The sequence below is a fragment of the Sulfitobacter sp. PS-8MA genome (genome assembly GCF_040933935.1).
Lineage (GTDB): Bacteria > Pseudomonadota > Alphaproteobacteria > Rhodobacterales > Rhodobacteraceae > Sulfitobacter.
Genome location: NZ_JBFQYJ010000007.1, coordinates 598,528 through 623,034, shown reverse-complemented (window position 1 = coordinate 623,034; position 24,507 = coordinate 598,528). Strand labels below are relative to the sequence as shown.

General features: G+C 62.7%; 19 protein-coding genes and 1 riboswitch. Of the genes, 18 read left to right on the top strand and 1 reads right to left on the bottom strand.

Annotated features, from left to right (window positions below; translation table 11 throughout):
• Nucleotides 1–2: 2 nt before the first annotated feature.
• From AB4M76_RS16530 to AB4M76_RS16515, 4 genes are all read left to right on the top strand, one after another.
• A complete protein-coding gene (locus AB4M76_RS16530) occupies nt 3–995 on the top strand; it encodes a branched-chain amino acid ABC transporter permease (protein WP_368443077.1) in 993 nt (330 codons plus the stop codon).
• A gap of 7 nt (nt 996–1,002) precedes the next feature.
• Nucleotides 1,003–2,076, top strand: a complete 1,074-nt coding sequence (locus tag AB4M76_RS16525) for a branched-chain amino acid ABC transporter permease (protein ID WP_368443076.1) — start codon at nt 1,003–1,005, stop codon at nt 2,074–2,076.
• Nucleotides 2,073–2,933, top strand: coding sequence for an alpha/beta fold hydrolase (locus AB4M76_RS16520; RefSeq protein WP_368443075.1), 861 nt, complete (start codon nt 2,073–2,075; stop codon nt 2,931–2,933). Before AB4M76_RS16525 ends, AB4M76_RS16520 begins: the two co-directional genes overlap by 4 nt.
• Nucleotides 2,934–3,093: 160 nt before the next feature.
• Nucleotides 3,094–5,181 carry an ATP-binding protein gene (locus tag AB4M76_RS16515; protein WP_368443074.1) on the top strand — a complete coding sequence of 696 codons (2,088 nt, stop codon included), beginning with the start codon at nt 3,094–3,096 and terminating at the stop codon, nt 5,179–5,181.
• A gap of 25 nt (nt 5,182–5,206) precedes the next feature.
• Here the strand turns inward: AB4M76_RS16515 and AB4M76_RS16510 are convergent, their stop codons facing one another.
• Nucleotides 5,207–6,052 (bottom strand): fumarylacetoacetate hydrolase family protein, encoded by an 846-nt coding sequence (locus AB4M76_RS16510; RefSeq protein ID WP_368443073.1) that lies wholly within the window; start codon nt 6,050–6,052, stop codon nt 5,207–5,209.
• Nucleotides 6,053–6,238: 186 nt separating this feature from the next.
• On the opposite strand from AB4M76_RS16510, the gene AB4M76_RS16505 reads away from it, so the two are divergent.
• From AB4M76_RS16505 to AB4M76_RS16440, 14 genes are all read left to right on the top strand, one after another.
• Nucleotides 6,239–8,506, top strand: coding sequence for an acyl-CoA dehydrogenase (locus AB4M76_RS16505; RefSeq protein ID WP_368443072.1), 2,268 nt, complete (start codon nt 6,239–6,241; stop codon nt 8,504–8,506).
• Complete coding sequence (locus AB4M76_RS16500) at nt 8,503–9,798, top strand: acetyl-CoA C-acetyltransferase (protein WP_368443070.1); 1,296 nt, start codon at nt 8,503–8,505, stop codon at nt 9,796–9,798. Before AB4M76_RS16505 ends, AB4M76_RS16500 begins: the two co-directional genes overlap by 4 nt.
• Complete coding sequence (locus AB4M76_RS16495) at nt 9,795–11,867, top strand: 3-hydroxyacyl-CoA dehydrogenase NAD-binding domain-containing protein (protein WP_368443069.1); 2,073 nt, start codon at nt 9,795–9,797, stop codon at nt 11,865–11,867. The genes AB4M76_RS16500 and AB4M76_RS16495 overlap by 4 nt, the downstream gene beginning before the upstream one ends.
• Before the next feature lie 185 nt (nt 11,868–12,052).
• Nucleotides 12,053–13,648, top strand: coding sequence for an ATP-binding protein (locus AB4M76_RS16490; protein WP_368443068.1), 1,596 nt, complete (start codon nt 12,053–12,055; stop codon nt 13,646–13,648).
• Nucleotides 13,649–13,749: 101 nt separating this feature from the next.
• Nucleotides 13,750–13,957, top strand: a riboswitch (cobalamin riboswitch).
• A 126-nt stretch (nt 13,958–14,083) separates the two neighbouring features.
• Nucleotides 14,084–15,904: a TonB-dependent receptor plug domain-containing protein gene (locus AB4M76_RS16485; RefSeq protein WP_368443067.1), complete on the top strand. Its 1,821-nt coding sequence runs from the start codon at nt 14,084–14,086 to the stop codon at nt 15,902–15,904.
• A 19-nt stretch (nt 15,905–15,923) separates the two neighbouring features.
• Nucleotides 15,924–16,787, top strand: a complete 864-nt coding sequence (locus tag AB4M76_RS16480) for an ABC transporter substrate-binding protein (RefSeq protein ID WP_368443066.1) — start codon at nt 15,924–15,926, stop codon at nt 16,785–16,787.
• Nucleotides 16,784–17,767, top strand: a complete 984-nt coding sequence (locus tag AB4M76_RS16475; protein ID WP_368443065.1) for a FecCD family ABC transporter permease — start codon at nt 16,784–16,786, stop codon at nt 17,765–17,767. The genes AB4M76_RS16480 and AB4M76_RS16475 overlap by 4 nt, the downstream gene beginning before the upstream one ends.
• The gene (locus tag AB4M76_RS16470) at nt 17,764–18,522 is read left to right on the top strand and encodes an ABC transporter ATP-binding protein (RefSeq protein ID WP_368443064.1); all 759 of its coding nucleotides are present in this window, start codon (nt 17,764–17,766) and stop codon (nt 18,520–18,522) included. The genes AB4M76_RS16475 and AB4M76_RS16470 overlap by 4 nt, the downstream gene beginning before the upstream one ends.
• Complete coding sequence (locus AB4M76_RS16465; protein ID WP_368443063.1) at nt 18,519–19,187, top strand: adenosylcobinamide amidohydrolase; 669 nt, start codon at nt 18,519–18,521, stop codon at nt 19,185–19,187. Before AB4M76_RS16470 ends, AB4M76_RS16465 begins: the two co-directional genes overlap by 4 nt.
• Before the next feature lie 143 nt (nt 19,188–19,330).
• Nucleotides 19,331–20,251, top strand: a complete 921-nt coding sequence (htpX, locus tag AB4M76_RS16460; protein WP_368443062.1) for a zinc metalloprotease HtpX — start codon at nt 19,331–19,333, stop codon at nt 20,249–20,251.
• Between the two features lie 337 nt (nt 20,252–20,588).
• A complete protein-coding gene (locus AB4M76_RS16455; RefSeq protein ID WP_368443060.1) occupies nt 20,589–21,773 on the top strand; it encodes a tyrosine-type recombinase/integrase in 1,185 nt (394 codons plus the stop codon).
• Between the two features lie 77 nt (nt 21,774–21,850).
• Nucleotides 21,851–22,555, top strand: coding sequence for a hypothetical protein (locus AB4M76_RS16450; RefSeq protein ID WP_368443059.1), 705 nt, complete (start codon nt 21,851–21,853; stop codon nt 22,553–22,555).
• 72 nt (nt 22,556–22,627) lie between these two features.
• A complete protein-coding gene (locus AB4M76_RS16445; protein WP_082852100.1) occupies nt 22,628–22,819 on the top strand; it encodes an AlpA family transcriptional regulator in 192 nt (63 codons plus the stop codon).
• A 147-nt stretch (nt 22,820–22,966) separates the two neighbouring features.
• Nucleotides 22,967–24,160: a hypothetical protein gene (locus AB4M76_RS16440; RefSeq protein WP_368443058.1), complete on the top strand. Its 1,194-nt coding sequence runs from the start codon at nt 22,967–22,969 to the stop codon at nt 24,158–24,160.
• Nucleotides 24,161–24,507 lie beyond the last annotated feature (347 nt).

Below are 24,507 nucleotides of genomic sequence, written 5' to 3'. Positions count from 1 at the left end.
ACATGGATCGCATTTCGGATATTCTGGGGCGTTTCGGCGGGGTTTACCTCTTGCCGCTGATCCTCGCCGCGCTGGCCTTCGTGCTGATCGGCGCGCCCTCCTCATGGGCCACGCTCACGGTGGCGGGGCTGGCGATGGGGATGATGGTGTTTCTCATGGCGTCGGGTCTCAGCCTGATCTTTGGGCTGATGGATGTGCTGAACTTCGGCCATTCGGCCTTTGTCAGCTTCGGGGCCTTCGTGGCCGCTTCGGTTCTGGCCGCCCTCAGCGGCTGGCTGGGAGCCGAGAACCTGCTCCTCAACATCGCCGCGCTGAGCCTGGCGATCATCGCGGCGATGTCCTTTGGCCTTGCCGCCGGGTGGTTTTTTGAGACCGTGATCATCCGCCCGGTCTATCACGATCACCTGCGGCAAATCCTCATCACCATGGGCGCGCTGATCGTCTCCGAGCAGATCATCCTCGCGGTCTGGGGCGGCACGCCGATCACCGTGCTGCGGCCGCAATTCCTCGAAGGGGCGTGGATCATCGGCGACGTGAGCATCGAGATCTACCGCATCTTCGCATTCGGTCTTGGGCTCGCGGCCTTCGTCGGCCTTTATCTCGTGCTGAACCGCACCCGGCTCGGCCTTCTGGTCCGCGCCGGTGTCGAGAACCGCGAGATGGTGGAAGCGCTTGGCTTTCGCATCGACCGGCTGTTCATCGGGGTCTTCATGGTGGGCTCAGCGCTTGCCGCCGTGGGCGGGGCGATGTGGGCGGGCTATGAGACGCTGATCACGCCTGCGCTTGGCGGCGAGATGATGATCGTGGTCTTTATCGTGGTCATCATCGGCGGGCTCGGCTCCATCGAAGGCACGCTCTTGGGCGCGCTGCTGGTCGGGCTGACCGCGAATTACGTGGGCTTTCTCGCGCCGAAACTGGCGCTGGCGAGTAATATGATCCTGATGACGGCGATCCTGCTCTGGCGGCCCAACGGGCTGCGCCCGGCGGTGAAGTGAGGTGACCATGCAGACCAAATCGACCTATGGCACAATCGCCGTGAAGACCGCCGTGCTGGTGATCGCCGCCCTGCTCCTCTTTGCGCCCTTCCTATTTCAGGACGTGCGCGCGCTGGAAGTGGCCGCCCGCATCTGTATCTTCATCGTGCTGGTCGCCAGCTATGATCTGCTGATCGGCTATACCGGCATCGTCAGCTTTGCCCATACGATGTTCTTTGGCTTCGGCGCCTATGGTGCTGCCATCGCCCTGCGCCAAATGGGGCCGGGCTGGGACGCGGTGGCCTTGGGCGCGGTGGCGGGGGTTGCGGTCTCGCTGGTGGTCGCGACCGCGGTGGGGCTGTTGAGCCTGCGGGTGAAGGCGATCTTCTTTGCCATGATCACGCTGGCCACGGCCTCGGTCGCGCTGGTGCTGGCCTCGCAATTGTCGCAGTTCACCGGCGGCGAGGATGGCATCACCTACCGCGCGCCGGACCTCTTCAAACCGGCGACGAAGCTGATGGTGACTGAGGAGGGTAAGGTGGCGCGGCTCTTCGGGGTCAAGCTGAACGGCAAGCTCGCGGCCTATTACTTCGTGTTCTTCACCTCGCTGGCCCTGTTCCTGCTGATGCTGCGCATGGTCGCGGCGCCCTTGGGCTCGGTCCTGAAAGCGATCCGCGAGAATGAGGCCCGCGCCGAGGCGATCGGCTACCGGGTCGTGGCCTACCGCACCTTTGTCTTTTGCCTCTCCGCCGCTGTCGCCTCGCTGGCCGGGACGGTCTATGCGATCTGGCTGAAATACACCGGGCCGGACACCACGCTGAGCTTTGCCATTATGATCGACATCCTGCTGATGGTGGTGATCGGCGGCATGGGCACCATGTGGGGCGCGGTGGTCGGCGCGGTGCTGATGGTCATGGCGCAATATTACCTGCGCGACCTGATGGGCGCCGCCGCCGAGGCAACCGCGACGATCCCGCTACTGCCCGATCTGCTCGACCCGGACCGCTGGCTGTTCTGGCTCGGCATCATCTTTATCCTGCTGGTCTATTTCTTCCCCCGCGGGATCACCGGCACGATCATGCAAAAAGGGGCACGCGCATGACCTCTCCGCGGTTCCGCTTTGTCCCCGTCATGGACCACGAAGTCCATGTCACCGAATGGGGCGACCCGGCCAATCCCGCGCTGATCATGGCGCATGGGCTGGCCCGCACCGGGCGCGATTTCGATGAGCTCGCCGCCGCGCTGTCGGACAGCTACCATGTGCTTTGCCCCGATATGATCGGACGCGGGCTCTCGTCTTGGTCGCGCAATCCCGAGGCGGAATATTCTGTCGAATATTACGCCGGCATCGCGACCGACCTGATGGACCTTTGCCAGATCGAGCGCGCGACATGGCTCGGAACCTCGCTGGGCGGAATGATCGGCATGCGCCTTGCCTCTGGCCATGATGCGGACCGGATCGAGGCGTTGATTGTCAATGACATCAGCCCCGAACTGCCGGCGCCTGCGGTCGCGCGTATCCTGTCCTATGTCGGCAGCTTGCCGGTGTTTGACAGTTTCACCGAGGGCGAGGCCTGGCTGCGAAATACCTATGCCCCTTTCGGGCCCGCGGCGGATCTTTTCTGGCAGCGCATGGCCCGGTCTTCGCTGCGCCGGCGCGGTGACGGGCGGTTGACCCTGCATTACGATCCCCGCATCACGGTACAGTTCACCGCCTCGGCGCATGAGCTTTCCACATGGGATCACTGGGCGCGCATCACCGCCCCGACCCATCTGCTGCGCGGCACCCTGTCGGACCTGCTCCTGCCCGACGCCGCTGCGAGGATGGCGGCCAGCGGCCCGCGTCCCGCGCTTACCGAGTTCGCCACATGCGGCCATGCGCCCAATCTTTCCAACCCCGAGGACATCCGGCTTCTGCGTCAGATTCTGACGCAATTGCGGCAGGCGGCCGCCGCATAGGCCAATTGCGGCCAAATCCGATATATTTGACGCCCTCACCGGGGCAATTTTCTGGGCGGCGGTCTTTCCTCTTGCACCAGCGCCAAGCAGATGCACTCTTCTTGGTTAATGACGCCCACGCCGCTAGAGCAGAACCGGGCGCGTGTGGGGAGGGAATGGCGTGACTGAGGCAGTGAAAACAGGGGTGACAGCTCTGCTGTCGCGGGGCATGAAACGTGTGATCGTGCTGCTGCTGCTTGGCGGCGTGATCCTCGGCGTTGGCCACCGGATCGAGACCCTTTCCTACCAAGCCTATGTGCAAGACCTGAAGCTCGAAGCCGCGCGTGAACTTGTCGAGGTGCGTGAGCGCATTCGGAAAGATATCTTTGACCAGATCCTGAAGCTGCGTGAACTCTCCACGATCATCAGCGAGAACCCGGAGATCTCCCAAGCCGAATTTACCGCCCGTGTCGCTGGTTTTTCGGCCCGCAATCCCGAGGTGATCAACCTCGCCGCGGCGCGCGATCTTGTGGTCAATATCGTCCACCCGATCGCAGGCAATGAGGCCGTGCTGGGGCTCGACTACCGTGAGATCCCGGATCAGCTGCCAAAGGTGCAACAGGCCATGGACAGCGGCGGCTTGATCACCGGGCCCGTCGATCTGGTGCAAGGGACCAAAGGGCTGATTCTGCGCCAGCCGGTTTTCTATGCGCAGGCGGACGGGGCCATGGCCTCTCCCCGGCCCTGGGGGCTGCTGTCGATGGTGATTGATTATGACAGTTTCATCGAGCGGCTGCGGATTCCGGAAGTGGAACAGACCTATGATCTGATGATCCGTGAGATGAACCCCGATGGCACGGTCGAACAGGTGATCATCGGCGCGCCCGAGGCCGAGCTGGTCGATCCGATCAAGCTCGACTTCAACTTTGCCTTTGGCCTGTGGGAACTGGCGGCCACCACAGATGGCGGCTGGCCCGACCACCGGCCCGACTTCTACTGGAACTGGTTGTTGCGTCTGCTCGGTGCGGCGGCGGTCATGGCCTTTGCCTCCTATGTCATGCGTCTGAGCGAGACCCGCCATCTGGCCGAAGAGCGTCTGCGCACCGGGATCGAAGCGCTGGACCACGGCTTTGTGATGTTCGACCCCAGCGGCACCCTGGTGCTCTGCAACGAGAAATACCGCGAAATCCACGGTTATAGCGCGGTGGTCAAACCCGGCTCGACCTATGAGCGCATCGCCCGCGACAGCATCCGGCGCGGGCTGGTGCCGGATGCTGTCGGCAAAGAGGAGGAATGGATTCGCGTCTGGTTGGAAAAGCGCGAACAGGGCGCTTTTGAAACGGAGCAGCGGATGCCCGACGGGCGCATCATCCGAACTTCGGACCGCCGCATGGAAGATGGCAGCGTCGTCGGCCTGCGCATTGATGTGACGGATATCAAGAAGGCATTGATGACCGCCGAGGATGCGAACAAGGCCAAGACCGATTTCATGGGCGTGCTCAGCCATGAGCTGCGCACCCCGCTGACCGTGATCCTTGGCCATGTGCGGCTGGCCCGCCATTTTGACCGCACCAAAGTCGCCCGCGAACTAAGCGATGCGATCCAGGCCGATCCGCAGACCAGCACCGCCCTTGCGCCGAAACTGGAGGCAACATTCGCCAAACTGGGTGAGACCATGCAGACCGTGGAGCGTTCGGGCAACCATCTGCTGACCCTGATCAATGAGGTGCTGGACTTTGCCAAGATCGATGCGGGCAGCCTGTCGATCAATATGGCCCCGGTGAAAATCGACGACATTATCACGCCAAGTGCCGAACAACTGCGCCCGATGATCGAAGACAAGGGGCTCACGCTGCGCGTCGCCTCGACCAAGGGCACTCTTTTTGCGGATGACAAACGGATCCAGCAGGTCCTGATCAATCTGCTGAGCAACGCGGTCAAATTCTCTGACCAGGGGGAGATTTCGCTGGTCAGCCGCGTGCGCGGGGAGGTGGTTGAGTTTCGCGTCACCGACAATGGCATCGGCATTCCCGAAGAAGAGCTGGAGCGCGTGTTCGAGCCCTTCCATCAGGTCGATTCAACCGCCACGCGGCGCTTTGGGGGGACCGGGCTGGGGCTTGCGATTTCACGCGATATCGCGATTGCCCATGGCGGCAATCTGGTCGCCACCAGCCGTCTGGGACAGGGCAGCAGCTTTATCCTGACGCTGCCGATGGATCCGGCCCATGCGGTCACAACCGTCCAATCCAAAATCGCCGAGCCTGCCTGACACCGCAGACAGGCTCAGGCCGGTCTCAAAGCCGCGTGACCTCTTGGTGCTGGGTGCCGAGCCCCTCGATCCCCAGCCGCAGCTGATCGCCGGGGGACAGATAGCGCGGCGGTTTGAACCCCATGCCAACCCCCGGCGGGGTGCCTGTGCAGATCAGATCGCCCGGCTCCAACCGGGTGAATTGCGACATATAGGACACGATGGTTGCCACATCGAAGATCATCTTCTCGGTGGTGCCGTCCTGCACCCGCTCACCGTTCACCTCGGTCCACAGGCCAAGCCGCCCCGGATCGCCCAGCGCCGCGCCGGTCACGAGCACCGGTCCGGTGGGGCAGAAGTTCGGAAAGCTCTTGCCCTTGACCCATTGCCCGCCCCGCTCGGCCTGCCAGGCGCGTTCGGAGACGTCATTGACCAGACAATAGCCCAGCACATGCGCCAGCGCGTCCTCCGCGCTGACATTCAACGCAGCACGACCGATCACGACGCCCAATTCGACCTCCCAATCCAGTTTGGTCATCTTGTCGGAGTAAAGAAGCGGGTCATTCGGTCCGCAATAGGTGCCGCTGGCTTTGTTGAACAGGATCGGCTCATCGGGCACTGCCATGCCGGCTTCGGCTGCGTGATCGGAATAATTCAGCCCGACGCACCAGATATTGCGCGGCTGGCCGATGGGGGCGGCGATGCGTTGATCTGTGGTGTCGAACCGGGGCAGGCTCTGCGGATCGACGCCGCCCAGCAGCTCGGGCAGCGCGGGGATGGTCTGCGGGGTGAAATCGGCCACGATCCCCGAGACATCGCGCGCTTGACCTTCTGCGTCGAGCATCACCGGTGTTTTCGCGCCGTCGCGCGGTCCGTATCGCATCAGTTTCATCATCACTCCCCTTTTCGCGAAACTTTGCCCGCACCATAAACATCACGCGCCGCTGCGCCACCACCTGCATGGCGCGGACGTTTATTCACGGCCCCGGCAGAACAACGGACTGCACGTCGCCGAATTGCCCTTCCGGCGCAGGAACCCTTGGCGCGCGGTGGCGTTGGTCTCGATAAGGGGACCGTTATGACAAATCTGCGCGCCAGCCTTCTGACCAAACCGATCTACCACTGGGCGAAAAAAGCGCTTCCGGCCTTGTCCGAGACCGAGAGCGAAGCGCTGACCGCGGGCGAGGTCTGGTGGGAGGCAGAACTGTTTTCCGGCAATCCCGATTGGTCGAAACTGCAGGCGGTTAAAGCCCCCCGACTCAACGCAGAGGAACAGGCGTTTTTTGACGGTCCGGTGCAAGAGTTCTGCACCATGGTCGACGACTGGAAGATCAACCACGAAACCGCCGATCTGCCCGCCGAGGCATGGGATTTTCTGCGCGAGAAAAAATTCTTTGGCATGATTATCCCGAAATCCCACGGCGGTTTGGGGTTTTCCGCCTTCGCCCATTCCGAAGTGGTGCGCTACATCTCGACCCGCTCCGTCGCGGCGGCGGTGACGGTGATGGTGCCAAACTCCCTCGGTCCCGGCGAATTGCTGCACCAGTTTGGCACCCAGGCCCAAAAGGAGCACTGGCTGCCGCGTCTTGCCGATGGGCGTGAGCTGCCGGCCTTTGGCCTGACCAGCGCCGAGGCGGGCTCTGACGCCTCCGCGATGGTCGATGAAGGCGTGGTTGAGAAAGGCATGTGGCAGGGCGAGGAGCTGCTGGGCATTCGCCTCAACTGGGCCAAACGCTACATCACCCTTGCGCCGGTGTGCACGGTGCTGGGGCTGGCCTTCCAACTGCGCGACCCGGAGGGGCTGCTGGGTGATACGGCTGACATTGGCATCACCTGCGCCTTGGTGCCGACCGATCTGCCGGGGGTCGAGACCGGGCGGCGGCACCTGCCCTCTTCCACCATGTTCATGAACGGGCCGACCACCGGCAAGGACGTCTTCATCCCGCTCGATCATATCATTGGCGGGGCGGAATATGCCGGCAAAGGCTGGATGATGCTGATGTCTGCCCTGGCGGCGGGCCGTGGCATTTCGCTGCCGTCGATGGGATGTGCAGCGATTGCCTTCTCGGCCCATACCACGGGCGCTTACGCGCGCATCCGCCAGCAGTTCAACCTGCCCATTGGCAAATTCGGTGGCGTGCAGGCGCGAATGGGGCGGCTGGCGGCGGATGCCTATGCGATGGACGCCGCCCGGCACCTGACCTGCGCCGGGCTGGACGAAGGCCGCGCACTCTCAGTCATCTCGGCCATCATGAAGGCCCATGCGACATTCAAGATGCGCGAGGCGCTGAACGATGCGATGGATGTGCATTCGGGCAAGGCGGTGATCGACGGGCCGCTGAACTACCTGCTGCCGCTCTACCGCGCCGTGCCCATCGGGATCACCGTAGAGGGGGCGAATATCGTCACCCGCAGTCTAATCATCTTCGGGCAGGGCTCGATCCGGGCCCACCCCCATATGCTCGACAATATGCTCGCGCTGCAAAAGGAGGATGAGGCAGAGGCGCTTGAGGCTTTTGACCAGTCGCTCTGGGCGCATGTCGGCCATACCACCAAGACCCTGTTCCGCGCTTGGGGCCGTGCGCTGACGGGCGGGCGTTTCGCCCCCGCCCCCGAAGCAGGGGCCGCGACCCCGATCTACCGCGAATTGTCCCGCTGGGCGGCGGCCTATGCGCTGACGGCGGATTTCCTGTTCCTCACCTTGGGCGGTGCCTTGAAACGCGAGGAGATGATCTCAGGCCGGATGGGCGATATCCTGTCGGAGATGTATATCCTTTCGGCTGCGTTGAAGCGGTGGGATGACGAGGGCCGGCAGGACGCTGACCTCCCCCTGCTGCAATTCGCCGCCGATGCCGGTTTCTCGCGCATTCAAACCGCCTTGGATGAGGTGATTGCCAATCTCCCCGCCCGCTGGGCCGGGTGGCTGCTGCGCGCATTGACCCTGCCGGGGCGGGGCCGCCGGGGGCCGGATGACAGGCTGACCGTTGCCTGCAGCGCGCTGATCTATGCGCCCTCGGCCACGCGCGACCGGATCACGGGGCAGTTGTTTGCGGGCTGCGACGGTGACGGGATCGATCTGCTGAACCGCTGCTATGCCAAGGTCGTGGAAATGGAACCGGTGATGAAACGCCTGCGCGATGCCAGGAAAACCCCGGAAAGGGCGCGTCAGGCAGGCATTCTGAGCGATGCGGAAATGGCGCAGATCACCGAGATGAACGACCTTATCGCCAAGGTGATCGCGGTCGATGACTACACGCCCGAAGCGCTGGCCGAGCAGTTCCCCGATCTCGCCCCGCCGCAAGACGGCCCTGACCAGCCCTCAAACCCGCGAAAGGCCGCCGAATGACCCATTTCAAACAGCGTGTCTTTCTCGTCGATGGCGCCCGCACACCGTTTCTCAAGGCCCGACAGGGCCCCGGCCCCTTTACGCCGGTTGACCTCGCCGTGCAGGCCGGTCGTCCGCTCCTTGCCCGTCAGAGTTTTGAGCGCACCGCCTTTGATCTGGTGATCCTGGGCTGCGTCAATGTGATCGCGGATGAGATGAACCCCGCCCGTGTCGCGGCGTTGCGTCTGGGCATGGGGGCGCAAATGGTCGCCTTTACCATGCAGATCAACTGCGGTTCCGGCATGCAGAGCATCGACACCGCCTACCGCTATATCCGCGATGGCAGCCACCAGATGATCCTCGCCGGAGGGGCCGAAGCCCTCAGCCACGCGCCTTTGGTGCTGCGGCAATCGGCGGTGGAATGGTTCGGGCGGATGAATGCCTCGAAAAACCCCTTGGAGATGTTGCGCGCCATGGGCGGGCTGCGGCCCGAGTTCTTCAAACCCGTGATCGGACTGGAGCGTGGCCTGACCGATCCGATCACGGAGCTGAACATGGGCCAAACCGCCGAAGTGCTGGCGCATCGTTTCGGCATCACCCGCGAAAGCGCCGATACCTATGCGATGGAAAGCCATCACCGTCTGGCCGCCGCGCAGAAGGAGGGGCGTCTTGCCGATGAGGTCATGCCCGCCTTTGACCGGGACGGGACAGTCTATGACCATGACGATGGGGTGCGGCCAGACAGTGACATGGAGAGCCTCGCCAAGCTGAACCCCGTCTTCGAAAAACCGCATGGCAAGGTCACAGCGGGCAATTCCAGTCAGATCACCGATGGGGCGAGCTGGGTGATCGTGGCCTCCGAACGCGCGGTCGAGGCGCATGGGCTGACGCCGCTGGCAGAGATCACCGATAGTGAATGGGCCGCCCTTGATCCCGCGATCATGGGGCTGGGGCCGGTGCTCTCGGCCACGCCTATTGCCCAGCGGCATGGGTTTGGCCCGGGGGACATTGATCTTTGGGAGTTGAACGAGGCTTTTGCCGCGCAGGTCTTGTCTTGCACCGCCGCTTGGGAAGACGCGGATTTCTGCCGCGAGGTGCTGGGCTATGACGCGGCCTTCGGGCGGATTGACCGGGATCGGCTCAACGTCGACGGCGGGGCGATTTCGCTGGGCCATCCGGTGGGCACCAGCGGCAACCGGATCGTGCTGCATCTCGCCAATGCAATGAAGGACCGCGGCGCCAAACGCGGGATCGCCACGGAATGTATCGGTGGCGGCCTTGGCGGGGCGATGTTGTTGGAGGCCATAGAATGACTGGGCATGTTCTGAAACATCTGGGCGAGACCAAGCTTGAACTCGGTCCCTTGGGCGGGCGCGAGGGTAATTGGCGCAGCGGTCGGGACGCCGCCGGGGTTCTGTGGCTGGCACTGGACAAGGCTGACAGTGGCACCAACACGATCTCGGGCGATGTGTTGCGCGAGTTGGAGACCCATGTGACCGCCGCCGAAGCGGAGCTGCCCCGCGCGGTTGTGCTGCGCTCTGCCAAAACCGGCGGTTTTGCCGCGGGCGCCGATATCACCTCCTTTGACCGCATGGGCGATGAAGGCGCTGCCGATCTGTTGATGCAGGGCCATGCGGTTCTGGACCGTTTGGAAAAGCTGGCCTGTCCGACCATTTGCGTGGTTCACGGCGCCGCCCTCGGCGCGGGGTTCGAACTGGCACTGGCCTGCGACGCGCGAGTCGCGGTGCCGGGGGCGTCCTTTGGCTTTCCCGAGGTGAAGCTGGGCCTGCACCCCGGTCTGGGCGGCACCTTTCGCCTGCCCGCGCTGATTGATCCGACCGAAGCGATGACGATGATGCTGACCGGCAAGACCGTTCACACCGACCGCGCGCGCTCTCTGGGCATTGTCGACGCGGTGGTTGAGGAACGCCATGTCGCAGCGGCGGTCCATGCTTTGGTTGAAAAGGGCATTGAGCGGCATGAACCGGGGCTGAAGGCCCGTGCGCTTGGCTTTGAACAGGCGCGCACGATGATGGCCCGCCAGATGCGCAGCCGGACCGAGCAGAAGGCCCCGGCGGAGCACTACCCCGCCCCCCATGCGCTGATTGAGCTATGGGAGGAACATGGCACCGACCGGGCCACCATGCAGCGCGGCGAAGTTGTTTCTTTCGCCAATCTGCTGAAAACCCCCAGTTCGAAAAACCTGCGGCGGGTGTTCTTCCTGCAGCAAACGCTCAAAGAAACCGGGCGGGGCACCGATGGGATCGCGCATGTGCATGTGATCGGGGCTGGGGCAATGGGTGCCGACATCGCAGCCGTGGCGGCGATCAAAGGCAAGACGGTGACGCTTGGCGATCTGTCCTTGGATACGCTTGGGCAGGCCGTGAAACAGGCCGAGACGCTCTGTCATGACAAACACCTCAGCCCCGCGGAGACGCGTGATGCGCTGGACCGTCTGATGCCGGACCCGCGCGGCTATGGCATTGCCCGCGCTGATCTGGTGATCGAAGCAGCGCCCGAGCAGAGCGAGGTAAAGGAAAAGATCTATGCCGAGCTTGGCAACCGGATGAAACCTGACGCGATTCTGGCGACGAATACATCGAGCCTTTCTCTGGACAAGCTCGCCGAGGCCGCGCCGGACAAGGTGCGATTCGCGGGGCTGCATTTCTTCAACCCGGTCGGGCGGGTCGATCTTGTCGAAGTCGTTCGGGGCGCGCGAACCAATGCCGAGACGGTCGACCGGTTGGCGGCCTTTTGTGGGGCCATTGGCAAGCTCCCCGCGCTGGTCAGCGACCACCCCGGCTTTGTCGTGAACCGTATTCTCACCCCCTATCTGATGGAGGCGATGGTGCTCTTGGACGAAGGGGTTTCGAAAGAGGAGATCGACAGCGCGGCGCGGCAGTTTGGGATGCCGATGGGGCCGGTGACACTGGCCGATCAGGTCGGTCTGGACGTCGGGTTGAAAGTCGCCGAAAGCCTGCACGACAGGCTCGACACGCCGCTGCCCGACATCACCAGTGATCTGCGCGATAAGGTTGCGGCGGGTCATCTGGGGCGCAAGACCGGGCGCGGCTTCTATGACTGGTCAGAAGGTGCGCCACAGGGGCAAAGTGACATGCGCCCCCCCCCCGACCTCACCGATCGGCTGATCCTGCCCATGCTCAACGCCGCGGTCGAGGTGCTGCGTGCAGATGTAGCCTCTGACGCGGATGCGATTGATGCCGCGATGATCTTTGCCACCGGATGGGCGCCGTTCCGCGGCGGGCCGCTGCACTATGCCCGGGCCCGGGGGGCCAAGGCCGTGACCGACCGCCTGCGCGAATTGGCCGAGGCGCATGGGCCGCGCTTTACCCCCGACGACGGCTGGCAGGGGTTTGGCTAGGCGCGCGCCTGCCACTCCATGCACGCCCCATCAATCAGACCCGAGAGGGGCTGACCGAATTACAATACTCGAAGCGGACATTTGCAAAGCGCGTCATTTCAGATTGGCACGCCCCGCTCTCGGGGCTAGTTTGGGGCCCAATCAAGCGAAATCTCGCATATAAATCGAGCACTTCCGAGGCACCTATGACCGCACTCCACAAAACGTTGGCGAGCTTTGATGAACCATTGCGCCAGCTCTATCTCCTTGCCGTCGCGCCGGACCTGTCGCTGGACGACAAGGTGGCCAAGCTGCTCGCCTTGGGGACGGAAGGTCTTGGGCTCGATCTTGGCATTGTCAGTCAGGTGGATCGGCCGGTTTACCGGTGTCTCTACGTCGATGGACCCGAAGGGGCGCCTGCGCCGGGGACCACCTTTGACGTCTCCGACACCTATTGTCTGCACACGCTGGCAAACGACAAGGTCACGGCCTTTTACCACGCCGGAGAGGAGATCGCCTCGCATCCCTGCTATCAGAATTTCGGGCTGGAAAGCTATATCGGGGCGCCCTTGTTCTGCGGCGACACGCCTTTCGGCACGCTGAACTTTTCCAGCGCCACGCCCCGTGGCACCCCCTTTACCGAAGGCGAGCAGGAATTTGTCAGCTTTCTGGCCCGCTGGCTCGGCAATGAATTGCAGCATCAGGCCGAGCGTCGCGAGCTCGACGAGCAGCGCGGCCTGTTGAGCGCCATGATCGCCGCCGTGCCCGAGGCCATTGTCATGGCCGATACGAACCGGCAGATTCAGCTGGTAAACCCGGCCGTCGAGACGCTGTTTGGCTATAAGCCGGATCAGCTGATGGGCCGCCAGACCGCGGTGCTCTACGAATCCCTTGCCCGCTATGAACGCGCGGGCGAAGAGCGGTTCAACCCGGATCAGGGCGAGAAAGGCGATGACTATTCGACCTTTTGCCGCCGACTGGACGGGACGACCTTTGAAGGGCTGGTGGCCTCGGCGCCGGTCCAGACCGAGGATGGCGAGCATCTGGGGTTTCTGGGGGTGATCCGTGATGTCACCGAACAGCGCGAATTCGAGCGGGCCAAAGACCAGTTGATCGCCACCGTCAGCCATGAGATGAAAACCCCGCTGACCTCCCTCCAAGGGGCGCTGAGACTGCTTGAAAGCGGCGCCGACGATCTGCCTGAACCCAAGGCCAAGCTCTTGCGCGTGGCGCTGCGCAATGCCCGGGCGATCGAGCAGATGGTGGCGGATATTCTTGATGTGGAACAGCTTCGCGCTCAGGACCAAAGCGGCTTTGCCGAACAGCCCCTCGCGCCGCTGCTGACCCATGCTGCGGAAACATTGGCCCCCTATGCCAAAGAGCGCAAGGTGACGCTCAAGGTCACGGGTGCCGAACACCCCGGCGCGGCGCTGCGGCTTCATGAAGGGCGCGTGCAACGGCTGGTGTCCAATCTTTTGTCCAACGCGATCAAAGCCTCCGACGAAGGCGGGACCGTCGAGCTTGGCGCCCTGCCGGAAGGCACCGGCTTTTGGATCAAGGACGAGGGCGCCGGCCTGCCGCCCGATCTGCAACCGGTTCTCTTTGAGCGGTTTTCACGCGGTTCGAACTATCGGGTCGAAGAGGGGCACGGTCTGGGCATGAGCATTGTCAAAGCCATCGTGGATCAGCATCTGGGCGACATCAGGTTTGAGACCGCCGAAGGCGAAGGCACGACATTCTTTGTCAATTTCCCCGCGCCGGACCTGCAGGAGACCTCCGTCGATATCCGGGCCGCCTCCTGAGGCATCGCGCCCGCGCTTGGCCGGGGGTGCGCCCCCTCCGCCCGCATCCCTCGCCCTGCCCCCGGGTGGGCGAAGAGCGCTTGCAAAACCGCGCCAGACCTGTAGACAAGCCCTGCTTCGGTTCAGGCGGTTCGCCGTCTGATGAAAAGGGAATGTGGTGCGGCCCCCGGCCAACTCCACGACTGCCCCCGCAACTGTAAGCGGTGAGCGAAGCCGGTAAGAACCACTGTCACGCATTCTCGTGATGGGAAGGACCGGCCAAGCCTCGACCCGCAAGTCAGGAGACCTGCCGCAGCATTCACCCTGTCCGGGCGCGAGGGGCGTCGGGGCTGCGGATCTTCCGCTCGTGGTGTTTTCACCGTCTGCGGGGGTTTTGCCCCGAAATGACACGTTACAGTCTCCGGCCCCGCAATGGGCCGATATCGAGGGTATATCATGCTCCGTTTCCACCTGCTGGCCACCGCCGCCGTGCTCCCCTTCCTCCCCACCGCCAGCTCTGCGCAAGACGCCTTTGATCTGGGCGAAGTCGTCCTGTCGGGCAGCCTCAGCCCGGTTGCCGAAGACCGGACCGGGGCAACCGTCGAAGTGCTTGAGGGGGACGACCTTGCAGGCCGCGATACTTCCGTGATCCAGCGCCTTGACCGGCTGCCGGGCATCAGCTCCACCGCCAATGGCGGCCTGGGCGCAAACGCGACCTTGCAGGTGCGCGGCCTGCCGGGGCGCTATGTCGTCGTGCGGGTCAACGGGATCGACATGAACGACCCCTCCGGCACGCAGAACAGTTTCAACTTCGGTTCTCTCACCCCTGCGGGCATCGACCGGATCGAGGTGCTCAAAGGCTCGCAATCCGCGCTTTACGGCTCCGAGGCCATCGGCGGCGTGATCGACATCACCACCTACCGCCCGACCGAACTGGGCTTCTCTGGGCGGGTCAGCGGCGAATACGGCAGCGACAACACCCGCGCCGCAACGCTGAGCCTTGGCTATCTGACCGAACGTGCGGAACTGGCCTATACCTATGGCCGGGTGCTGACCGACGGTTTTTCGGCCCGCGCGGATGACGGCGAAGACGATGGTTTCCGTCAGACAACGCAGACTTTCACCGGGCGCTACAACCTGACCGAAGAGTTCACCATCGGCGCCGCCGTGACCGACCGCAGCGGTGATCTGGAGATCGACCGTTCGTCCACCAACAACAGCGGCGCCACCTCTTTCGAGGAACGCGGCGCGCGGGTCTTTGGCGAGTGGCAGACCGGCACCGTGCTGCATACCTTCGCCTATTCCCATTTCGACATCGACCGCCGCGACCCCAGCGGTTTCACCACCCGCTTTCAGGGCGACCGCGAGCGGCTTTCCTATCTCGGCAGCGCCGCGCTGGCCGGGGATATGACGCTGAACTTCGGGCTGGACCGGACCGAGGAGAGCTTTAACTCCGGCGGCTCCACCGGAGACGAGCGCACGCTTTCCGCCCAGGCCGAACTGCTGATGGCTCCCTTGGACAATGTCGATCTCTCCGCCGCCCTGCGCTACGACGACAACAGCGATTTTGGCAGCAAGGCGACGGGCCGTCTGGCCGCCGTTTGGCGTCCGCAAGACGATCTGGCCTTCCGGGCGGTGCTGGGGACGGGCTTCCGGGCACCGTCGCTCTATGAGCGTTTCAGCTTCTATGGCGATGCCGGGTTGCAGCCCGAAGAAAGCCGCAGCTTCGAGTTGGGGGTCGAGAAAACCTATGGCGATATGGCTTCGGTCAAGGCGACGGTTTTCTACACCGAGATTGATGACCTGATCCAGTTTGACGGCGCCTCGACCGCCTGCGGCAGCGGCTTTGGGTGCTACAACCAAGTCCCCGGCACCTCCAAATCGCGTGGGATCGAGCTCTCAAGCACCTATGCGCTCAGCGCGCGCACCGAGGTCTTTGGCAACTACACCTATACCCACGCCTCCACCAACGGCGAGCGCTTGACCCGCACGCCCAAGCACGATCTGCTGCTGGGTGTGGAAACCGATGTGACCGACCGTTTGCAGGCGACGCTGGATATCCGCCATGTCGGCGACGTGGTGCCAAGCATCTACGCGCCTGCGGACCATAAGGTCGGCACCTACACACTGGTCGGCGCGGGCATGTCCTATGAGGTGACCGATACCGCCCAAGCCTATCTGCGCATCGAAAACCTGTTTGACGAGGATTACGAGACCGCAGGTGGGTATAACACCCCCGGCCGGTCTGCGTTCTTTGGCCTCCGTGCGGATTTCTGATCGCCTTACCCCCTGCGTGATGCCGGCCCTGAGGGCTGGCATCACCGCCTTGGGCCTGCTGGCCGGCGCTGCCCTGCCCGCCTTGGCCGAGGACGCCCCGCGAAGGGTCGTCTCGATGAACCTTTGCACCGATCAACTTGCCATGCTGCTGGCCGATGAGGGGCAGTTGATCTCGGTCTCTGACCTTGCGCGTGATCCGCGCAGTTCGGCGATGGTGGCCGAGGCCGCCGCCTATCCGGTCAACAACGGGTTGGCCGAAGAGATTTACCTCATGCAGCCCGATCTGGTGCTCGCCGGGCGCTACAGTCAACTCGCGACCGTTGATATGCTGCGCCGTCTGGGCATTCGGGTCGAGCAATTCGATCCCGCGACCTCCTTGGACCAGGTGACCGAGCGCATGACCCGCATGGGCGCGCTGCTGGGGCGTGCGGATATCGCCGCCGATCAGGTAGCGCGCTTTGACCAGCGCCTTGCCAGCTTTCGGGACGGGATCGCCCCGCGTCCACGCGCGGCGCTTTATTTCGCCAATGGCTATACCTCCGGCGACCAGACCCTCGCGGGTGACATTCTGACCGCCGCGGGGCTGATCAACATCGCCGCCGAACTGGGGCTGGTCTCGGGCGGGGTGATCCCGCTGGAAACATTGGCGATGGCGGTGCCCGATACCGTCGTTACAGGGCAGCCCTACCCCGGTGCCTCACGCTCCGAAGAGATTCTGTCGCATCCGGTGGTGGGCGCGCTCAAAGCGGCGCGGCCCTCCACCTCCATGAACGCGCAGGACTGGCTTTGCGGCACGCCCTATGTGCTGCGCGCGGTAGACCAGATGGCCGGGCTGCGCCGCGAAGTGCAGGCCGACCGCGAACGCCAGCAGGCCCGCAAATGACCCGTCTGGCCTTGGCTCTGGGCGCGCTGGTCTTCGCGCTTTTTCTGGCCGCGCTCGTGGTCGGGCCCGCCCCGCTGGGCATCTGGCATGGGCTGCAGGCGCTGATCGCGGGCGGTGACGGGCCTGAAGTGCTGGTGATGCGCGAAATCCGCCTGCCCCGCGCCTTGCTGGGGCTGATGATCGGCGGCGCTTTGGGCCTCGCGGGGGCTGCGATGCAAGGCTATCTGCGCAACCCGCTGGCCGATCCGGGGCTGATCGGGGTTTCCGGTTCTGCCGCTTTGGGCGCGGTGCTGGCTCTGCAAACCGGGCTTGCGGCCACCGTGGCGCTTGGCCTGCCGCTGGCGGCTTTGACCGGGGCGCTTTTGGGCGTGGGGCTGGTGCTGGCGCTGGCCGGGCCGCGCGGCACCTCGCTGACGCTGATCCTTGCGGGGATCGCCATTTCCGCGCTGGCGGCGGCGCTGACCTCGCTGGTGCTGAACCTTTCGCCCAATCCCTTTGCCGCGAATGAGATCGTTTTCTGGATGATGGGCTCGCTGGCCGACCGCTCAATGACCCATGTCGCCATTGCCGCGCCGCTGATCCTGCTGGGCGGCGTGATGCTCGGCTCGCTCGCCCGCGGGCTGGACGCGCTGACCCTGGGCGAGGATGCGGCCGAGGCGATGGGCGTGAACCTCACCCGCCTGCGGCTGGTGCTGATCTTTGGCACCGCAGCGGTGGTCGGCGCGGCCACGGCGGTTGCGGGGGCGATTGGGTTTGTCGGCCTCGTCGTGCCGCATTTGCTGCGCCCCCTCGTCGGCGCGCGGCCCGGACGCCTGCTCTGGGCCTCGGCCTTTGGCGGGGCGGCGATGTTGTTGGCGGCGGATATCGCCGTGCGGGTCATCCTGCCCGCCCGCGACCTCAAGCTTGGCGTGGTCACCGCCTTGGTCGGCGCGCCCCTGTTCCTGCATCTGATCTACCGCACCCGGCAGGAGGGACTATGACCCTGCTGACCCTGCAAGACTTTGCCGTGACCCGGCGCGGGCGGGACATTCTGCGGGATGTGAACCTGCGCGTCGGCAGTGGCGAGTTGATCGGCATCATCGGTCCCAATGGCGCGGGGAAAACGACGCTGATGCGGGCCGCATTGGGGTTGATCGACCACAGGGGGCACAGCTCGCTCGCCGCCCTTTCGGCCCGCGAACGCGGCCGGGCGGTGGCCTGGATGCCGCAGCAGCGCGAGATCGCATGGCCGGTGGATGTGCTGAGCCTCGTCACGCTGGGGCGCACGCCGCATCTTGGCCCCGGGCAACGGCCGAGCGCTGCGGACCAAGCCGCCGTTGACCGCGCGCTCAAGCGGATGGACCTGCAGGGTTTCCGCGACCGCACGGCGACGCGGCTCTCGGGCGGCGAACAGGCGCGGGTCCTGATCGCCCGTGCCTTGGCGCAGGAAACCCCACTGCTCATGGCCGATGAGCCGATCGCCGGGCTCGACCCCGCGCATCAGATCGCCACGATGAAGAGTTTCCATGCGCTGGCGGCGGAGGGGAAATCGGTCATGGTCTCGCTGCATGATCTCGGCCTCGCCGCGCGCCATTGCACACGGCTGATCGTGCTCGACCAAGGCGGGTTGGTCGCCGATGGGCCGCCACAGGACGTGCTGACCGCGTCCCGCGTGCGCGAGACTTTCGGGATCAACGCCTATCTGCGCGACACGCCCGAGGGGTTGATCTTTCAGCCGCTGGATGTGGTGACATGAGCGCGGTTCAGCTTGCCCGGCCCTGGCTCAGCTTCGACCTCGGCCAAGAGATGCAGGTGTTGAGCTGGGCCATCAACCGCCCCGGCTTTGTGCGTGCTGACCGCATCATCTGGCGCGAGGTGCGCAATGCGGACCTGCCCGAGGATCTGGACGTGCAAGACTGGTTCGCCCGCGAACTGCAGGCGCAGGGAGAGACCGCGAGCGTCGCCTTCCTGACCTCCCGCGATGTTTCACGTTTCACGCAGGCGCGGCGGCAGGCAGGCGATATCTCGGCCCATTGCGTGGCAACGGTGGGGCTGTCCAATGCCGAACGGGTGGGCCAGCGGGTCGACCGACAGGGGCAAGTCTGGGGCACCATCAATATCGCGGTCAGGCTGGATCACGGGCTGTCCCAGACCGGGCTGATCGAGGCGCTCAGCATCGCCACCGAAGCCCGCACCGCCGCGGTGATGGACGGGGGGGTTCAACTCCCCTCCGGGCTTGCCACCGGCACCGGGACCGATTGCATCGCCGTCGCGGCCCCCGCAGGCGCGACGGACTACGCCGGTCTGCATACGCAGCTGGGCGAAGCCCTGGGCGCTGCGGTCTATGCCGCGACCCGCGCCGGGACGCTGGCCTGGCTCGCGCAATACGGTGCCGCGCGCATGGTCGCCCCGCTGGGTTGAAAGGGCGTGGCTGATCGTTTCGTGGCCCCTACCACGGGGGATGCCAAGCCAGAGGGCCGCCTGTACTGACGCCCAGAACCCTTGCACGGCCCGCAAAGCACCCCATATTTTCGACAAAGATCAACCAACTTCGGATGACCACGATGGGCTATGTAAAGACAGCAATGCTGATGGCGGCGATGACCGCTCTTTTCATGGGCGTAGGCTATCTGCTCGGCGGATCGAGCGGCGCGTTGATTGCGCTGCTGGTGGCGGCGGGGATGAACGCGTTCACTTGGTGGAACTCTGACAAGATGGTGCTGCGCATGCATAACGCGCGGCCAGTCTCGCCCAATGACAGCGCCGGGCTCTACGCCATGACGGCCGAACTGGCGCGCAATGCGGGCATTCCGGAACCCAAAGTCTATCTGATCGACACGCCGCAGCCCAACGCCTTTGCCACCGGGCGCAACCCCGCGAATGCGGCGGTGGCGGTGACGGCGGGGCTGATGCGCAGTTTGACCCGGGAGGAACTGGCCGGGGTGATCGCCCATGAGCTGGCGCATATCCGAAACCATGACACGGCGATTATGACGGTGACGGCGACCTTCGCCGGGGCAATCTCCATGCTGGCGAATTTTGCGCTGTTCTTCGGCGGCTCGCGCGAGCGTCTGGGTTTGGTCGGCACCCTGCTGATGATGTTCCTCGCCCCGATGGCCGCAGCCTTAGTGCAGATGGCGATCAGCCGGACCCGCGAATATGCGGCGGATAAGGCCGGGGCCGAGATCTGCGGGCAACCGCTGTGGCTGGCCTCGGCGCTTGAAAAAATCGCCATGGGCGCCGCGCGGATCGACAACCACGCCGCCGAACGCAACCCGGCGACGGCGCATATGTTTATCATCAACCCGCTGCATGCCCATAAACACGACAGTCTCTTCGCGACCCACCCGGCGACTGAAAACCGCATCGCCGCCCTGCGTGCCATGACAGCGCAGCGCGGTGCAGCCCCGGTCGCACGGGCCAAGCCCACCACGCGCAGCCGTATCCCCAAGACAGGCCGCCGCAATACGACGCCTTGGGGCTAGGGTTAACTGCCGGGCCGGGTGGCGCATCTGAGCAAGCCATAGCGATAGGCGGCGCCTTTCCGGGTACTCTTGGCGCGCAGCGCCTCACGGATCAGCGTCATCCGCCCCCATGCCCCGGCCATACGGCTCAAGCCCGAACGGATCGCAGCGCGCCGCTGCCAGTCTTAAATTTTAGGGTAGTGGCGGACCGAGGATCAGCCTAACACCTTTATCACTCACCTCATACGATATCATTTCTTACATTTATTTCTGACACTTAAGAGACCTTCACTTGCAAGAGTGATCATCCGTAGTCATTATGTATCAAGGATACAGGGTGGAAAAATGGTGGGATGGAATGTCAAAACTTAACGCCAAGAAAATTCAATCGCTCCGTGACAAAGGTATGTATGGGGATGGCGGAGGCCTTTACCTTAATGTTGCTGCCGGTGGGACAAAGAGCTGGCTCTTGCGCGTTACAATAAAAGGTCAGTCTAGGCGGCGCGAAATTGGCTTAGGAGGGCTGGATACTCTTTCACTGGCAGACGCGAGAACCAAAGCCCATGAGCTGCGCTCGGAGGCTAAGGCAGGGCGCGACCCCATAGCCAAGCGCGATCATAGTGAAACAACGTTTGAGGAAGCCGCACGCCAATTGCATGCAAGCCTCGCCCCCACCTTTCGCAATGATAAGCACCGGGCCCAATGGCTTTCCAGCCTTAACAACCATGCTTTTCCCAAGATTGGCAGCCGCAGCGTGGCAGATATTCAGCGCCATGACGTGCTGGATGTACTCAGCCCGATCTGGGTCGATATGCATCCTACTGCAAAGCGCCTTAAACAACGGTTGGAGGCCGTGTTTGATTATGCAATCGGCCAAGGGCGCCGAGAGGCTCCGAACCCGGTTGACGGGGCGCTACGGCGCGCATTGCCCAAAGGAAAGCACAAGCCTACCCACCATGCTGCTTTGAGTTGGCGAGATGTGCCTGCGTTCATGTCTGATCTGGCGGCGCGGGAAGCCGTTGCCGCGGCTTGCCTCCGTTTTCTTATCCTCACGGCCACGCGAAGTGGCGAAGCGCGCATGGCAACTTGGCAGGAGATCGATCTGGAAAACCGTACATGGACCATCCCGGCCAGCCGAATGAAGGCTGAGGAAGAGCATCGTGTCCCGCTTAGCGACGAAGCAGTAACCATTCTTGAAAGCGTGCGTGGTCTCGACGCCAAGTATCTGTTCCCATCGCCTCAGCGCACCGCGGAAGGACTAGGCAAGCCTTTTAGCGTTAATGCCTTCCGCCCCCTTTTTAAACGCATGGAACGCGAGGGCTTAACGGCACATGGCTTTCGCTCATCGTTCCGGGACTGGTGTGCTGAAAAGGCCCACGTCGACCGACAACTAGCCGAGGCTGCTTTAGCGCACAAGGTCGGGGGCGTGGAGGGAGCCTACTTCCGGTCCGACCTGTTTGAACGACGTCGCGCGTTGATGGACGCTTGGAGCCGATATGCCACAGGCCAAAGCGGTGATGTGGTGGAGCTCGTAAGGGTATGAGGGCTGAAACGCGCGCCGCACTAAACGAGATTGGATGGGAACACGTTGTTGAACGATACCCTGCGACCGCAGTCAAAATGGTGAATGCCCTTCGCCGAGAGCCCAATTACTCGGAAGCAAAAGCAAACTTGGCGGTGATCTCTTCTGTAGATGGAGCGATCAAAAGGCTTTCGAATGCTCTGTCTGATATACCCTCCGAATTGCTACACCAGATCAATCTCTGGTCAGCCAACGAAAACGAGCTGGAAGATGATGTTCCCCCATTTTGCCAGCTCGCAACCGAAGCATCCGAAAAGTTATTGCGCGGCTTATCGATGGTCGCTGAGATTAACCAAGCAGTGATCGACCAGTCGGGGGCCGGAAGCCTTTCGCCAAAAACAGGAGAGGTCAGAGGCCCAAAGGCGCGCCCTGGAGATGATTGGGGCTATCGGCTGGCGATCACATTGGGGGAAGTCTACTTTCTTGGGCAGAGGCAGAGCCCTGGAGCGGGCAAAGATGGAGATCAAGCAAGGCCCAACGGGCCTTTTCAGAAAGCTCTTGTCACAGTTCTTAAAAGCGAGAAGCACCCGGTTCCCAGCACTTCAACTATCAACAACATGACGACAGCTGCCAAGCGTCAGATCACTATGGCTTGGGCGAAGAGAACTCTCGCCAAGAACAATGAGACGAGGAAGCGATGGTCAGGGAAACCTCAAATCTCTCTGATGGATCACGAGCTACATTTTTCTGGCAAATCGCTAATGGAGTACGCGAGTTGGCACTTAATCATATCCGATGACTGATTAAATGGGTTTGGTCAGCTAGCACCTAGAAATGTCATTCGTGCTCACACCTTACAAAATGGAGTGCATGATATGACCAGCCAGCCCCTACCCTCTGATTTCGATCAATTGTTGACCGTTAAGCAAGTAGCCCAGCGCACCGCTATATCGGTCCCCTCAGTTTGGCGCTTGTCAAAATCCGGCGATTTGCCCCAGCCCGTGCGGATCGGCCGAAGTGTCCGGTGGCGCGCCAGCGATCTGCAAAAACACATTCAAACTGCCTGATTGAGAAAGCCCGCGACCTTTAGGAGAGGTCACGGGCTTTTAGATGCAATAGGCCTTGGCGGTCCTTGCGGGTGAACAACACAAATATAGGCTATCGTCCATATTTCCGCAACGAAAACCGTCCCGGCCCTGAATGGGAAACGGGCATTGAACGAGCCATATTATCCTGAACAGGGTGAGCGCCAGATACCGCTTGGGGTGAAATATGAAACCAAGCCTCTCTGGGTAGAGATCGAACTGACGTTTGGTGTTGGCGCAACAGGGGCGGCAATCGTCGTCGCGGCGTTTGAAGCCTTCTTTATAGGCACTCCGGTATCCTATAGCCGCAACAAAAATTACTACGGCCCCCATCGGCACCAACTGATAAAATACAAAGCCGTTCTACAAGCCGTGGACCGGCTAGCCGCTGCGGGTTGGATCAAGCACTACAGGCAAGCGCAAGGTAATTTCGGCTGGCAAAGCGCCTTTGAAGCGACCCCAGAGCTAATCGATACACTGCAGAGCATTCTCGCAGGAAAGCCCCGGCTCAAACTGGCTCGTTTGCCCCAAACTACCATTCTGCGAGACGAAAACGGCAAGCCCATCGACTATAAGCGCACGCGGCAAATTGATCGACAGGACCGAAAAACAGAAGGGTTTAATGAGGCAATTTCGGCGGCGGATATCAACCACGGCGATCCGTCAAACGTGGTCGCTATGCCCACCTTGGCTTGTCCGTTGGCAAGGATCCACAATAAGAATTTTGGACGCGGAGGGAGGTACTTCTCAATGGGAGCCAGTTGGCAGAATATCAAATCCGAAGCGCGACGAGCGCTTACGATCGATGGCGAGCCTGTGGTCGAACTGGACTTCGACGGTATGCATATTGCTATGCTCTACGCTGAGGCTGGCTTACCCCTTCCCCGAGACTGCCATGACCTTCCAGGCTGGCCTCGTAAGTTGGTGAAGGTGGCGACTTTCACCCTTATCAACGCCACCAATGAGATGGCCGCGCGAATGTCCATTGCCCACAGCGAACACTTGGGCGAGCTTGCAGAGCCGGGTAGCCAAGAGGCTATCGGAAAGGCGCGAGCACTCATCGAGGCGATTAAGCACAGACACGCCCCCATTGCCGGCCAACTGCACAGCGATGCAGGCGCGCGGCTGATGCGAAAAGATTCCGACATTGCAGAAGCGGTCATGGCCGAGCTGATCCTACGCAAAGGCATCGTTGCGCTACCCGTTCACGATAGCTTTCTGGTGCCAGCGTCTAAACGTGATGAGCTGGAAGAAGCTATGACAGATGCGGCTTATAAGATCATGGGCGTCTATCTCAGCGTATCCGAAGCAGGCACGAAATAAGACCACACAAAACGGCGCATCTTTTCATTACACATCAGTGGGTTACGCCATTTGCGACTTACATATGGAGGGGAACCGGGTGGGTTGGTCTGCTTCCCGGCCTTCTGTGCCGTTGGGATGAATTTTCGGCCTCCCTCCCGCGAGAAACTCCACTCCACAGCCCTCATCCCTCTCTCTGGAATCGCTCAAACCCTGTGTTTTAAGGCCTCTGAAAAATTCTCGCTTTTTGTTGGCTTGTTTCAGGGTGTCGCCTCTGGTCTCGTTAAATACGGCTTCTGCAGGGCTTCATGGCCTCTATGGTTCCCAAAGGGGCGCGCTACGCGCTCTTACGGCTTTATCCCTCCAAC

Coding starts and splice junctions, on each gene's coding strand:
- AB4M76_RS16530 (WP_368443077.1), top strand. CDS start 3: ATGGATCGCATTTCGGATATTCTGGGGCGTTTCGGCGGGGTTTACCTC.
- AB4M76_RS16525 (WP_368443076.1), top strand. CDS start 1,003: ATGCAGACCAAATCGACCTATGGCACAATCGCCGTGAAGACCGCCGTG.
- AB4M76_RS16520 (WP_368443075.1), top strand. CDS start 2,073: ATGACCTCTCCGCGGTTCCGCTTTGTCCCCGTCATGGACCACGAAGTC.
- AB4M76_RS16510 (WP_368443073.1), bottom strand. CDS start 6,052: ATGAAACTGATGCGATACGGACCGCGCGACGGCGCGAAAACACCGGTG.
- AB4M76_RS16505 (WP_368443072.1), top strand. CDS start 6,239: ATGACAAATCTGCGCGCCAGCCTTCTGACCAAACCGATCTACCACTGG.
- AB4M76_RS16500 (WP_368443070.1), top strand. CDS start 8,503: ATGACCCATTTCAAACAGCGTGTCTTTCTCGTCGATGGCGCCCGCACA.
- AB4M76_RS16495 (WP_368443069.1), top strand. CDS start 9,795: ATGACTGGGCATGTTCTGAAACATCTGGGCGAGACCAAGCTTGAACTC.
- AB4M76_RS16490 (WP_368443068.1), top strand. CDS start 12,053: ATGACCGCACTCCACAAAACGTTGGCGAGCTTTGATGAACCATTGCGC.
- AB4M76_RS16485 (WP_368443067.1), top strand. CDS start 14,084: ATGCTCCGTTTCCACCTGCTGGCCACCGCCGCCGTGCTCCCCTTCCTC.
- AB4M76_RS16480 (WP_368443066.1), top strand. CDS start 15,924: ATGCCGGCCCTGAGGGCTGGCATCACCGCCTTGGGCCTGCTGGCCGGC.
- AB4M76_RS16475 (WP_368443065.1), top strand. CDS start 16,784: ATGACCCGTCTGGCCTTGGCTCTGGGCGCGCTGGTCTTCGCGCTTTTT.
- AB4M76_RS16470 (WP_368443064.1), top strand. CDS start 17,764: ATGACCCTGCTGACCCTGCAAGACTTTGCCGTGACCCGGCGCGGGCGG.
- AB4M76_RS16465 (WP_368443063.1), top strand. CDS start 18,519: ATGAGCGCGGTTCAGCTTGCCCGGCCCTGGCTCAGCTTCGACCTCGGC.
- htpX (WP_368443062.1), top strand. CDS start 19,331: ATGGGCTATGTAAAGACAGCAATGCTGATGGCGGCGATGACCGCTCTT.
- AB4M76_RS16455 (WP_368443060.1), top strand. CDS start 20,589: ATGTCAAAACTTAACGCCAAGAAAATTCAATCGCTCCGTGACAAAGGT.
- AB4M76_RS16450 (WP_368443059.1), top strand. CDS start 21,851: ATGGTGAATGCCCTTCGCCGAGAGCCCAATTACTCGGAAGCAAAAGCA.
- AB4M76_RS16445 (WP_082852100.1), top strand. CDS start 22,628: ATGACCAGCCAGCCCCTACCCTCTGATTTCGATCAATTGTTGACCGTT.